General features: G+C 44.8%; 9 protein-coding genes. 5 read left to right on the top strand and 4 right to left on the bottom strand.

What is annotated here, in order from left to right; all coding sequences use genetic code 11:
- Nucleotides 1–31: 31 nt before the first annotated feature.
- Both DN752_RS10875 and DN752_RS10880 read right to left on the bottom strand, forming a co-directional pair.
- Nucleotides 32–910 carry a lysylphosphatidylglycerol synthase transmembrane domain-containing protein gene (locus tag DN752_RS10875; RefSeq protein ID WP_112783966.1) on the bottom strand — a complete coding sequence of 293 codons (879 nt, stop codon included), beginning with the start codon at nucleotides 908–910 and terminating at the stop codon, nucleotides 32–34.
- Nucleotides 903–1,844 carry a glycosyltransferase family 2 protein gene (locus tag DN752_RS10880; RefSeq protein WP_112783967.1) on the bottom strand — a complete coding sequence of 314 codons (942 nt, stop codon included), beginning with the start codon at nucleotides 1,842–1,844 and terminating at the stop codon, nucleotides 903–905. Before DN752_RS10880 ends, DN752_RS10875 begins: the two co-directional genes overlap by 8 nt.
- 124 nt (nucleotides 1,845–1,968) lie before the next feature.
- On the opposite strand from DN752_RS10880, the gene DN752_RS10885 reads away from it, so the two are divergent.
- Both DN752_RS10885 and DN752_RS10890 read left to right on the top strand, forming a co-directional pair.
- A complete protein-coding gene (locus DN752_RS10885; RefSeq protein WP_112783968.1) occupies nucleotides 1,969–3,561 on the top strand; it encodes an ArnT family glycosyltransferase in 1,593 nt (530 codons plus the stop codon).
- A gap of 74 nt (nucleotides 3,562–3,635) precedes the next feature.
- A complete protein-coding gene (locus DN752_RS10890; RefSeq protein ID WP_112783969.1) occupies nucleotides 3,636–5,240 on the top strand; it encodes an arylsulfatase in 1,605 nt (534 codons plus the stop codon).
- 80 nt (nucleotides 5,241–5,320) lie between these two features.
- Here DN752_RS10890 and DN752_RS10895 read toward each other — a convergent pair whose 3' ends face one another.
- The gene (locus DN752_RS10895; protein ID WP_112786508.1) at nucleotides 5,321–5,986 is read right to left on the bottom strand and encodes a heme exporter protein CcmB; all 666 of its coding nucleotides are present in this window, start codon (nucleotides 5,984–5,986) and stop codon (nucleotides 5,321–5,323) included.
- A gap of 22 nt (nucleotides 5,987–6,008) precedes the next feature.
- On the opposite strand from DN752_RS10895, the gene DN752_RS24470 reads away from it, so the two are divergent.
- Nucleotides 6,009–6,251 carry a hypothetical protein gene (locus tag DN752_RS24470; RefSeq protein WP_162633190.1) on the top strand — a complete coding sequence of 81 codons (243 nt, stop codon included), beginning with the start codon at nucleotides 6,009–6,011 and terminating at the stop codon, nucleotides 6,249–6,251.
- A 134-nt stretch (nucleotides 6,252–6,385) separates the two neighbouring features.
- Here the strand turns inward: DN752_RS24470 and serS are convergent, their stop codons facing one another.
- The gene (gene serS / locus DN752_RS10900) at nucleotides 6,386–7,660 is read right to left on the bottom strand and encodes a serine--tRNA ligase (RefSeq protein ID WP_112783970.1); all 1,275 of its coding nucleotides are present in this window, start codon (nucleotides 7,658–7,660) and stop codon (nucleotides 6,386–6,388) included.
- Nucleotides 7,661–8,207: 547 nt separating this feature from the next.
- Between serS and rho the strand changes: the two genes are divergently transcribed.
- Both rho and DN752_RS10910 read left to right on the top strand, forming a co-directional pair.
- Nucleotides 8,208–10,028: a transcription termination factor Rho gene (gene rho, locus DN752_RS10905; protein ID WP_112783971.1), complete on the top strand. Its 1,821-nt coding sequence runs from the start codon at nucleotides 8,208–8,210 to the stop codon at nucleotides 10,026–10,028.
- A gap of 358 nt (nucleotides 10,029–10,386) precedes the next feature.
- Nucleotides 10,387–12,963: a hypothetical protein gene (locus DN752_RS10910; RefSeq protein WP_211324205.1), complete on the top strand. Its 2,577-nt coding sequence runs from the start codon at nucleotides 10,387–10,389 to the stop codon at nucleotides 12,961–12,963.
- Nucleotides 12,964–13,020: the final 57 nt, after the last annotated feature.

Genomic DNA, 13,020 nt, shown 5'->3' on the forward strand with positions numbered 1-13,020 from the left:
AAATTGTAATAACTAATCTAACGCTTTCCCACTACTTATTGCCGGCAGCTTCTTGAGTTTCCTCCATCTTCACCGTTGCACCAGCTAGGGAAACCACTGCAGTAATCAAAAAGAACAACAGGCTAAAGGCTACCGCAATATTTTTATCAATGCCCATGTATTCATGGCTAAAGATAAACACCAATTCCCGTGCGCCCACACCGCCAATAGTGAGCGGCAATACCGCTACGATCGAAGACAGTAAAAAGACAAACTGGTATTCGAGGACTTGCTCATGGACTCCCAAAGCAAGCAGGATAAAATAGGCACAAATAAGCTGGGCAGACTGTACCAAAAGCGAATAGCCACTGGTAACCGCTGTAGCACGTCTAAAAGTAGGAAACCACCACCTCACCACGCCAGCAAATACCAAGGGCACTATGGCGAGGCCAATGCCAGCGACGATATCCAAGTCAATGCCCCATGGAGCTGTCCACTCCACCTTTACAAAAAACCAAATGACCAGCAGTAGCCATACCAATGCGGCAAGTCCGCTCACACGGTCAAGGAGCACGGCAGCGAGGAGTTTTTTTACCTTGGCTTCAAAGCGCTTATTGAGCCAGTAGACTTTGTACCCGTCGCCGCCTATTCCTCCGGGAAGGAAGAGATTATAGAACATCCCAATCCAGTACAGCTTGAGGTTTTGGCGCTCACTGAGGCGCACGGTTAAGTTCCGGAAAAGGCAATTGAGCCGGAGGGAAGAAAGGGCTTTGGAAAGTACAAAACATAGCGCTGCAATGGTGAGATAACCGAAGTTGGCCTTCTTGATTACCTGCCAGGTCGCATCCATGTCTATTTTTCGAAACACCAAGTAAATGGCCACTCCTGTGAGCAGCAGTTTCAGGAGTAGCTTTAGTGTTTTCTTATTCACCTTCGAAGACTTCTTTGATGGTATAGGTCTTTTTATCCTGTGACTCAAAGTACGTCCTGACGATGATCTCCGCCACGATACCAGTGGTGATCAGCTGCAGTCCCCCCAAAATCAAGATCAGTCCGACCAACAGAATCGGCCTGCCCCAGATGTCCTCACCAAGGATTTTGAGCACCAAAAGGTAAAAATTGATAAGGGCACCGGAAATTAATGCCAAAAGCCCCAGTCCACCGAAAATATGAATGGGCCGTTGGAGGTATTTTTGGAAGAAAAGCATCAGGATCAGGTCTGCCAAGACCTTAAAAGTCCTGTTCAAGCCATATTTGGAAGTGCCATGGATCCGAGGATGGTGCTTGACATTCACCTCCGTCATCCGAGCTCCTTCCTGCTTGGCCAGCACCGGGATAAATCGGTGCAATTCCCCATAAAGCCCCATATTCTGGGCGATATTTGCCTTATATACCCGCAGGCTACAGCCATAATCCTTGAGGTATACCTTGGTGGTATTTCGGATCATCCAATTGGCAAACTTGCTGGGCAATTTTCTCAACACAAAACCATCTTGCCGGTTGGCACGCACACCTGCCACTACATCCCAGTCCTCGTCGATGGCTTTTTGGAGCATCATCGGAATGTCTGATGGATCGTTTTGCAAGTCCCCGTCCATCGTGACGATGTACTCTCCAATGGCATTGTCTATGCCAGCTGCCAGGGCTGTGGTCTGCCCATAGTTTTTGTTAAAAATCAATACTTTGGTATTTCCATTGGCGTGTTCTTTGGCCTTGGCCACTGTTTGGTCAGTGCTACCGTCATCTACTAAAATCAACTCGTAAGAAATCTCCTCAAGGGCTGTGTAAACAGCGGCTAAAAGAGGTGCTATGTTTTCCTCTTCGTTATAAACCGTGACAACGAGAGAAAGCTGTAATTTGGACATACCATATAAAATTTGGTCAAAATTACAGCTTTTTTGCACGGTCACCAAGTCCCATAATCAAAACCTAACTTTTTAATAATGCTTTATTGACATCAAGGAAGAGGATAGCGCGTAATTTTGGCCTATGGAAAATATCATGGACAAAAAAGGACTCATTTCCAGCCTACTGTTGTTGATAGCCTTATTTTTACATTTTTCCAACCTCCATGGACTTAGTATTTACGCACTGGACGAAGCAAAAAACGCCACTGCTGCCATAGAAATGCTCCAACAGAGGGAATGGGTCGTTCCTACATTCAATGGTGAATACCGCTTTGACAAGCCTCCTCTCCACTATTATTTTTTTATATTGGCTTATCAGCTCTTTGGCATCAATGAGTTTGCTGCGCGTTTTTTTCCCGCCTTGTTTGGTTTTTTGACAGTGTACTTTACGTATCGTTTTGCCAGAAAGAACCTGGGATATCGTGCTGGCATCCTGACGCTACTTGTACTCACCTCCAGTCTCCATTGGTATATCCAGTTTCATATGGCCGTACCAGATCCATTTTTGATTTTTTTTATGACCATGGCGTTCATGGCATTTTACGAATGGTCCCTATCAGGTTTTCGTTCTACTATGCTGATGCTGGTCACTTATGCGTCACTAGGGTTGGCCGTACTTTCTAAAGGCCCAGTGGGGGTATTACTGCCTTGCATAGCCTTTTTGGTATATGGACTGGTAATGCAGCTGCTTAATGGCAAAAGACTGCAACGAATTTTTCACCCCATGGGCTTGGCCGTATTTTTCCTGATCGCTTTGCCTTGGTATGTGCTGGTAGCCACCAAAACCAATGGCCTTTGGATAGAAGAGTTTATCTTTAAGCATAACCTCAATCGGTTTTCGGCTCCTATGGAAGGGCACGGAGGAGGCTTTTGGTTGACATGGCTGTTTGTGCTCGGCGGAATGCTGCCCTTTGCTTTTTTTCTGTTGCAAGGCATATGGCATACGCTAAAATTCCGGACTAATAGAGTCACGACATTTTCCTTAATTTCTGCGACCACCATCATTGTGTTTTTCATGCTGGCAGGCACCAAGCTCCCAAATTACACCGTACCGGCCTATCCGTTTTTGGCCATCATCATTGGGAATTACCTCAATGATATGACCATAAAAAAACAATGGAAGCCGTTACTGGTGCCTGCGGTATTAATTGCCATGCTGTTGATTGCTTTACCTTTTGGCATTTACTTTGGGTTATCGGCGGATCGATCGTTGACTGTTTCTTGGAGTATGTTATGGCTATTCTTCATCCCCACGATGGCAGTTCCACTAATGATAATGGCCTTATATAAAAAACGGGCTGAAGCGTTTGTATTTTATTATGGTGGTAGTTTTATGTTAGTAGCGTTGATCTTTTTTTGGCTTGCCTTTCCGAAAATCGACCGCCAAAATCCTGTTCTTGCTGCCAAAACCTATGCTCTTTCCGCTAACAATTGGTACTACTTCAAAATTTACAACCCAGCATTTTCATTTTATCTCCGACAGCCACTGGAAAACATCCAAGAGGTCGGCACGCCCAAACATGCATCAGGCTACTTGATCACCAGAAAAACCCATCTCAAGGAATTGGAAATGTTAGGTATTCGCTACAAAAAAGTCTTTGAGGGAAAAGACCTGTTCGAATCACCTACTACCGTGATCCTTCAGCTGACACCCAAGGAGCAGGCATTTAGGTAAATTTATTTGGCACGGCCAATCACCAAAACGTCCCCACCATTTTTATATATCTCCCAAAGCCTCTAAATTACGGCATGATAAATGAAACCATAGCCCGATTCCTCTGCTTTACTTTAATTTGCCTAAGCGTTTTAGGATGTAAAAACGGTGATCAAACACCTTCCAAGCCCAATATCATACTCATTTACGCAGATGATTTAGGAAAAGGAATGCTCAGCCACGAAGGCCAGCAACATCTCTCTACACCAAACATCGATCGCTTGGCTGCTGAGGGGATGAAGTTTACCAATGCCTCAGGAAGCATGCTTTGCGCTCCTGCCAGGGCATCGCTGATCACAGGACTGCACGATTGCCATGATCCGGCATTTCCTATCACTGATGGTACATTGTACCAACGTGTCGGAGACTCCACTTATAGCGTGAAGGAAATAGAACAAATGATCAATACTACCCTAGCTCCTATTCCTGACTCCCAGGTCTTTTTAGGCCAAGTAGCGCAGGAAGCTGGATATGTTACAGGGCAATTTGGCAAACTGGAATGGGGATTTTCGGTATCTGACCATCAAATGCAGCGTCACGGCTGGGATCAGTATTTTGGTTATCTTGACCATAATCGGGCACATGGATTTTATCCACCTTATTTATTCGAGAATGGACAGCTGGTAAACATTCCGGGAAATACCCGTGCTGACTGTGGCAAGACCATCGAGCTTGAGACGCAAAAAGCCTATGATGACCGATGGGACATGACCGGCAAAGCCGTTTATTCACAGGATTTGTTTATGGATAAAGTACTGGGTTTTATCCGGAGCAATAAAGACCAGCCTTTCTTTCTCTATTTCCCTACCCAGCTGCCACATGGCCCAGTGGCGGTGCCGTCCGTTCATCCTGAAGTCGCCGCATCCACTGAGCTTACCCAAATAGAAAAGGAATATGCCTCCATGGTGAAAATGCTCGACGATAATGTCGGTCAAATTTTGGAGGAACTGGATCGCCTGCAATTAGCAGAAAACACCATGGTGATTTTCACCAGTGATAATGGCCATGAGATTTACTACACGAAGGAAGGCAGGGTGCTGAAGCCCTACACCAATATGCAAACAGGTGAACGGTTTGACAATTTGGACGACAAATATTACAGTGAACTTGCTGGTGATATTTTTAATGGAAATAACGGGCGTGCCGGGATGAAGAGAAGCAACTTGCAGGGCGGACTGGAAGTGCCGCTTATTGTGAGATGGCCAGGCCATACACCTGCAGGCAGTACCTCTGATCTCCTGGTCACCAATTATGATTGGCTACCTACGGTAGCGGAGGTTACAGGCTTTCAAAAGGAATTTGATACAGACGGCATCAGCTTCATGCAAGAAGTGACAGATAAAGAACAAGCAAACACACACGAGTTTATCGTTCACTCGTCATTTGAAGGGCCTACTTTGATAGCAGCAGACGGCTGGAAATTGCGGTATTTTATCCGCAAAGATACCTTTGAGCTTTTTTACCTACCAGATGACTATAAAGAAACGAATGATCTATCAGCCAACAACCCCGAACGCCTAGAGAAAATGAAAAAACAGCTTTTAGCAGCTTGTCATGGGGATTATACGAACGGATGGTACAAACCTGCAGTCAATCAACTGAACGTAGAAGCTATGTGGAAGAACAAACAAGGAAATTAGCCATGATCAGTGGACAGTGGCTCTTCAGCCAGCTGTGGACAGCAAATGTCAGAACCTTCCAACATTACCATATTCAGCCCTCAACTCCTCCACAAGTAAGGAAATAAGATGTAGGCTGTGGTACCGATAATGGCGTTGATGGCAAGTAGGCTGATCAACTTATCAGCACTTACCCCTCTGTCCAGCCCATCGATGGCATTTTTCGAAATGCGGATGGCCATCAACAGAATAGGAATGATAATGGGAAAGCTCAGGATGGCCATAAGCGTGGCGTTATTACTGGCCTTGGAAGCTATCCCCGACACCATGGTCAAGCAAGCTGAAAAACCGATGGCTCCCAACAGCAAGTTCAGCACAAAAAGTCCCTGGTCCTGCACGGGATTACCCAAAATAACGCTAAAAACCAAGTATCCCAAAATCGCCAAAACAGCCGTCAGCAAGGTATTATAGATGATTTTGGAAATAATGATTCCTTCTGGCGAAGCGATCATATAATAGTAAAGCTGTCGGCCTTGGTGCTCCTGGACAAAACTCTTGGCCACGGCGTTTACAGACGAAAAGAGGATGATGATCCAATAAAGCGCGTTCCAAGTCGGAACGGAAATATTACCCTGCTTGGCCCCCACACTCAGGTAAGTAATAAAAACAGCACTGACCACATAAAGCAAAATACCGTTAAGTGCATATTTCTGACGCCATTCCAGCGTTATCTCTTTTTTGATCAGTACGATGATTTCTTTCCACATGATCCCGCAAATATAGGGAAAAGTGAAAAGCATAATCGTAGAAGACAGACAAAAGTCAGGGCGAACGCATTTAAAAAAGTTATTTTTGCTGTTTACCATGGGCGTTGCCCATGGCTATGGATGTTACGCCCTTTCAGGGCTTTTTTATGCTGCTAGTCTTTTTCAATTTAAGCAAAAAATCAGCGCAAATCATCAGCGTTCCATCAGCCCCTCAGTTTTTCCGCTTGATTCCTTATTGGATCAAAAAGTCATTTTCTGTAAATAAAGGCTGTCTTATACATCTGCGCCCTTGCGAGGAGCCTGCGACGCGGCAATCTCGCCTTCAAAGGCAAGATTTCTTCACTCCGCTGTTGCTGCATTCGCAATGATTTTTTTTGATTTATAAGACAGCCTCTTTTTTTAATCAATCCACTCAAAACCCAAATAAGGCACTAGCACTTCGGGCATTTTGATGCCTTTTTCGGTCTGGTTATTTTCTAGAATGGCCGCGACTATTCTCGGTAGAGCCAGTGCACTTCCGTTCAAGGTATGGGCAAGTATGGTCTTCTTGTTTTCATCCTTGAAGCGCAGTTTCAGCCGGTTAGCCTGGAACGTTTCAAAGTTACTTACAGAACTTACTTCCAGCCACATTTCTTGGGCGGCAGAAAACACCTCCATATCGTAGGTCATGGCTGAAGTGAATCCTGTATCACCTCCACAAAGGCGAAGTACACGATATTGCAGCCCCAGTTTTTTCAGCAATGCCTGCACATAGGCACTCATGTCTTCCAATGTCTCATAAGACTTGTCCGGATGGGTGATCTGCACGAGCTCCACTTTGTCAAACTGGTGAAGTCTATTAAGCCCTCTCACGTGCGCTCCCCAACTGCCCGCTTCTCTTCGGAAGCAAGGGGTGAAAGCCGTGTTTTTGATCGGAAGATCGCTGGCTTTTAGCATCACATCCCTGTACATATTGGTGATCGGCACTTCTGCGGTAGGGATCAGAAAAAGGTCATCATTCGTGACATGGTACATTTGGCCTTCCTTGTCCGGAAGTTGACCAGTGCCATATCCACTTTCTTCATTGATCAGTATGGGCGGCTGCACTTCATGGTAACCGTGCTTGGTAGCTTCATCCAAGAAGAAGTTTACCAAACCACGCTGCAACCGAGCTCCCTTGCCCTTATAAATAGGAAATCCCGCTCCAGTAATTTTATTGCCCAGCTCAAAGTCAATAATGTCGTATTTTTTGATCAGGTCCCAGTGCGCTTGTTTACCTTGGTGAAGACTTGGTGCTTCGCCATGTTCCAAGACGACTTCATTGTCATCTGCTGATTTTCCGGCCTTGACGTTGGCATGGGGCACATTGGGAATGGCATAAAGCAATTGTTTCAAGGCTTCCTCTATTTCGCCATACTTTTCTTCCAGGGATTTTATCTGGCTTTTGATTTCGGATGTACGCTTTTTTATTGTTTCCGCCTCGTCTTTTTTGCCTTCACGCATCAATAGACCAATTTGCTTGGAAATGGTATTGGATTCAGCTTGCAGCTGGTCTCTTTCCAGCTGGGTTTCTTTTCTTTCTTTGTCTAAATCCAGGACGTTTTGCAGCTTGTCCTTTGCATCGGCAAAGAAGCGTTTCTGCAATCCTTCCACTGCCTGGTCAAAATTGTCACGGATAAAATTTACCTGTAGCATGTCGTATAAGCTTTATTTTGGAAATGCAAAGATAGTGATTTCGCACAGAGCTCAGGAGCGGAATGACAAAAAATCGAAAGGAGATGTCGGTAGTGTTGTTCCTTGCAGATGACCTTGATTTTCACTAATGTTATTATGGATCAGCGATCCCTTGCCTGCCCACCATCCACTTTTCTTTGCCAATAAACTTTAGATTTTCACCTTTTTAAAGAAAGTTTTATAACATAGGATAATAATATGAATCTTTTTTCCGTTTTTGGTATTAAGAAAATGAAGTAGGTAAAACTAGCCCAAAACAGCAGGAAACTGACCTTTTATAGATATTTAAGGAAGGTTAAAACCTTCTAATTTTCTGATAAATACACATCCTCAAAAAAAAAGTTTGCGTATTAAAATTGCTTACTGTAATATTGTGAAATCAAAAAGTTCATAATCCACGCCCTGTGGGTTCATCTTATTTCATAAGACACCTTTTTATACCAATCAATTAATATAGTCACAGTACTCATTTCTATTAATCACATCAAGTACCTCTTATACGTTTTTTATGTATAATATTGAAGAACTAAAAATTAGACTGCTATCCGAACTGAAGGAGATAGCAGAAGACCTCGGGGTTAAAAACTACAAATCCCTAAAGAAGGACGATCTCATCTATGCGATCTTAGATCAGCAAGCTATCACCCCTGAGAAAGCCCTTCCAAAGAAAAAACCTTCCAAAGCTGAAAAGACTTCCCCGGACAGTACCCCCGAAAAGGAGCCAGCAGCAGAACCAGCAAAGGCGACCACTGAGGAACAAAAGGAGTCAAAGCCTAAATTCAAACGCCAAAACGTCGCTGATTCCAAAAAGGGAGAAGCAACCAAAGAGCCTCCTAAACCTACCAAAAAGCCGAAGGAAGACACCAAGCCCGCTCCTAAGGAGAAAAGGGAACGGAAAAACGAGGCGCCTAAGGCCGAAAACAAACCTGAAGGCAAAACAGAAAGTAAAGCTGAAAGCAAGCCTGAAAACAAGCCTGAAAGCAAACCTGAACCTAAGCAGGAGAAATCAAGCAACGACGATAACAGACCTAGGGGATTCAGACCGAGAAGAAAGGCAGTAGTAGATGAGGTGGCACAGCGAGTGGCCACTGAACGTCCCCAAGAAGCTGAAGCAGACCTTCCCAGAAGAAAAAACATTAAAGAGGTATCAGATGAGCCTTCCCAACCGACCACTGGAAATAGCAGAAAAAAGTATGCTTCTTTGGTGAAGGAATTTGATGGAATTATAGAAAACGAAGGAGTACTGGAGATCATGTCTGACGGATATGGCTTTTTAAGGTCACTGGACTATAATTACCTGGCCTCTCCAGACGATATTTATGTATCACCTTCCCAGATCAAGCTTTTTGGCCTGAAGACAGGCGATAATATTAAAGGCCAGATCAGGCCTCCCAAGGAAGGAGAAAAATATTTTGCCCTTCTCAAAGTATCTTCCGTAAATGGCAAGACCACTGAGGAGATTCGTGACAGGATACCATTTGAATACCTTACCCCATTATTTCCTGAAGAAAGATTAAACCTGACCACGCGAGCGGACAATTTCTCCACTCGAATCGTAGACTTGTTTGCTCCTATCGGAAAAGGACAGCGGGGCATGATCGTAGCCCAGCCAAAAACAGGTAAGACCGTCTTGCTTCAGAAAGTTGCCAATGCCATAGCCGAAAATCATCCAGAGTGTCACTTAATGATCTTATTGATCGACGAGCGACCTGAAGAGGTGACGGACATGGCTCGTTCGGTAAAAGCAGAAGTGATTTCTTCCACTTTTGACGAGCAGGCCGAGCGCCATGTAAAAGTATCTTCCATGGTACTGGAAAAAGCCAAAAGAATGGTAGAATGCGGCCATGACGTGGTCATCCTATTGGACTCCATCACACGACTTGCCAGGGCCTACAATACTGTAGTGCCATCTTCTGGAAAGATCCTTTCAGGTGGTGTGGATGCCAATGCGCTTCATAAGCCGAAGAGGTTCTTCGGTGCTGCCAGAAACGTGGAAAATGGCGGCTCACTAACCATCATTGCCACTGCACTGGTAGAAACTGGCTCCAAAATGGATGAGGTGATCTTTGAGGAATTCAAAGGTACTGGCAATATGGAACTGAGCTTGGACAGAAAACTCTCCAACAGAAGGATCTATCCTGCCATCGATGTCCCTGGATCAGGTACACGAAGAGAAGACCTGCTGATGGAAAGAGAAGAGATGCAACGTATCTGGATCTTGAGAAAACTCATGTCCGACATGACTTCTCAAGAAGCCATGGAATTCTTGCTCCAGCGAATGAAAGGCACAAGAGACAATGCCGAATTTCTGATCAGCATGAACGGATAAAATCCAACACTTCAATAATTGTTAGCCTCAAGCCCTTGGGTTTGAGGCTTTTTTGTTGTATTACAGATTTTGTTTTCTGTCGTTTTTTACCACTAATATGCTTTTTAAAATATTATTTTGTATTATTTTTAATTACGTGGTTTTTATTTTATCTATGTAGTGAAAACGTTAGTCACAACACATAGTAATTTATGATTATTGGTTACTCCCAACAGTAACTAAGAGCACCAAATCCATAATATATACCAAACAATACTTAAGGCTTTGCCACTTGGCATCAGTCCTTCAGTAAAAGCCACTGACCACTATGGTGAAGAAGTGGTAATAAGTACCTGTTTTAATTAAAAATAAAAGGTGCATGAAGAAACACGCTACTCGAAACTCGAAAAGACTATTTCCCTTTCACCTGATAATGGTGATCTTGCTGGCAGTACAGCTCAACCAAACTTCCTTGGCGGAGGGATCCGGAGACTGGGGAACGGCTACCAACCGAAGAAGTTGGCTATGGATACCCGCCAATAGCAGCAACAATAACGGTGGATATGGAAGTCGCGGATACATGATGATGCCTTCCAAGACCAATAATTATAATGCTGCCCATAGGATGTATGTCTACGTCAAGCCTGGAGAGACAGTATACTGGGGTTTTAGAAATGAGGAGGAGTTTGATTTTTTAGGATTTAACTATTACGACAATAATGAAGATATCCGGGTGAGGTGGTTTTACGATGATACTGATACCGGCTTCTTTCCAGATAAGCGATATGGAGTCCCAGTAGACAACCACTACTATGATGCCCACTCCAACGGAGGAATACAAGGCAGGCCAGCCAATGCCCAAGCAGCAGCTAATGGACCGTCTGCCATAGTAGGAACCACTGGATATGACGCTTATTCTTTTACAAATGACACCGGAGAAGCAAGGGCTTTTTGGGTGGAGATTTCCCGAAATAACGGGGACCCAATTAGTGATGGACTTCCTATCAGTTTTTGGGATGTCACCGTAGCCAATGCGGCAAAAGAGGTACAGCCAGGGAGGTTGTATTCCAAGTATTGGAGTATCCTGAATGGCTTGCCACGGGAGGCCGGAGTGGTAAATGACCGTGCATTTCATAATGATTTTGGGTTCTACGTACCCGTAGACGATACGTTTGGGGGCATGGGCGACACCTACTTTGTGAAGCATGCCCAGTTTCCCAATTCCAATGGTGGCTTCGTAAATTTCTTTGCCAATCAGGATGGCCCACGGAATAACCAGGGCAGCCACGTAGATAACCGAAAATCTATAGAGGGTGTTTCCTCCAATTACCAGTATCCGCTCTTTCTAAACGATCCCGACCTGGAATTTTGGCCTACCACCGAAGAGCCCAGTGCTACCTTAAACATCACGTACGAAGAAAAGGACACTACCGGAAATGGGGGACATGCTTGGGTGGATATAGACATCAGCCTTCCCGGGATCGTAGATGTATTGATAGACCTGAATGGAAACGGCACCTATGACGCAGGTACTGACCTGATCATGAGTGAAAAATACGATGCCAGTGGGGAATACGAAATTTATTGGGATGGAAAAGATGCCAATGAAAATGTGGTCACAAGTGGATCTCCCATCGGGGTTTTTGCTGCGGTTATATTTTCCCCCGTCCACTTCCCCGTGTATGATATGGAGCAGAGTATGGGGATCACCATCACCAATGTCCGCCCAGGAGACCCGGAAGATAATACGATCTATTGGGATGATTCACTGATCCCACGAGATGGGGAAAATGGATTTGAAGACTTGGATGACAATTCCAAGACCAGTGCCGTCTCTCTTCCCGTGAATGTAACCGGTGAAGCAGGGGATAGCCATGTCTGGCATGCTGACGGGAATAATGGCTTCAGTGAAAGAAACACCATCAACACTTGGGCGGCTTCTTATTATACGGAGGTAAATGAAGACGATGAATACCGCTACTTGACATTTGAGGGAAACGTCTATGACGACGATGATGGGATTGAAGACGGCCTTATCTATGGCCAACCGACTGCGGCGGAAGGCTTACATGTGCTCATCGTAGATGAACATGATGAGGTGGTGGCAACAGTACCTGTATCCCCAGACGGAAGCTATTTTATTGACCGTGTACCGGATGGCAGCTATAATGCGGTGCTCTCCACCACAACTGTCGCACCTGGTGAGCAAAACCCAGGGCCTCAATTGCCTGAGGACTGGGAAAATACCGGTGCCCAGTTAGGAACGGAAGAGGACCAAAACCTACATGACCCATCCGGTATACTGGGTGTATTGACGTTAAACAACACTTCCGTGAGGGAAGCTAATTTTGGACTTCGGGTGATGGCTGCCCTCCCTGTGATATGGCAGGATTTTGATGCAGCATTCAAGGCTGAGCAACACAGTACCCAATTGGCTTGGAGTGTAAGCAAGGAATGGGAAAACAGTCATTATGAAATCGAACGCTCAGTGGACGGCGCATCAGGTTTTCAGAAAATAGGGGAAGTGAAAGCCGTTGGATGGACAGATGAGCTGACACAGTATCAATTTACAGATAATGCCCTACCTTCTTCTGGAGGAAAATTATATTACCGCTTAAAGCAAGTAAACTTGGACAACAGCTTTACATATGGCTCCCTGCGCCAAGTAACCGTTCCGAAAATCACCTTGACCACAGATGCCTGGCAAGCATACCCTAACCCAAGTGCAAGCCAAGAACTAAAATTGGCGTTATTGGATGGAAGTTCCTACCTAGGCGGATCAATCCGCCTGAGGGCAATGAACGCACTGAATAAATCAGCCAGCAGCACTGTAGATACACTTGACGATTTGAATCCACAGGTTTCAAAAATGTTACAAGCATTTGGAAATGGATTAGTGATCTTGGAAGTAAAATGGGAAAACAATGTCCAATACCTAAAAGTATTACTCGAATAATTTTTTAGCATAACTAAACCAACGACACGGCTCAAAACACTTTGGGCCGTGCTTTTT

Origin of the sequence: Echinicola strongylocentroti (genome assembly GCF_003260975.1) — a bacterium.
Classification (GTDB): Bacteria; Bacteroidota; Bacteroidia; order Cytophagales; family Cyclobacteriaceae; genus Echinicola; species Echinicola strongylocentroti.

Excerpts from the sequence above, each read along its gene's own strand:
- DN752_RS10880 (WP_112783967.1), bottom strand. The coding sequence starts at position 1,844 with ATGTCCAAATTACAGCTTTCTCTCGTTGTCACGGTTTATAACGAAGAG.
- DN752_RS10885 (WP_112783968.1), top strand. The coding sequence starts at position 1,969 with ATGGAAAATATCATGGACAAAAAAGGACTCATTTCCAGCCTACTGTTG.
- DN752_RS10890 (WP_112783969.1), top strand. The coding sequence starts at position 3,636 with ATGATAAATGAAACCATAGCCCGATTCCTCTGCTTTACTTTAATTTGC.
- DN752_RS10895 (WP_112786508.1), bottom strand. The coding sequence starts at position 5,986 with ATGTGGAAAGAAATCATCGTACTGATCAAAAAAGAGATAACGCTGGAA.
- serS (WP_112783970.1), bottom strand. The coding sequence starts at position 7,660 with ATGCTACAGGTAAATTTTATCCGTGACAATTTTGACCAGGCAGTGGAA.
- rho (WP_112783971.1), top strand. The coding sequence starts at position 8,208 with ATGTATAATATTGAAGAACTAAAAATTAGACTGCTATCCGAACTGAAG.
- DN752_RS10910 (WP_211324205.1), top strand. The coding sequence starts at position 10,387 with ATGAAGAAACACGCTACTCGAAACTCGAAAAGACTATTTCCCTTTCAC.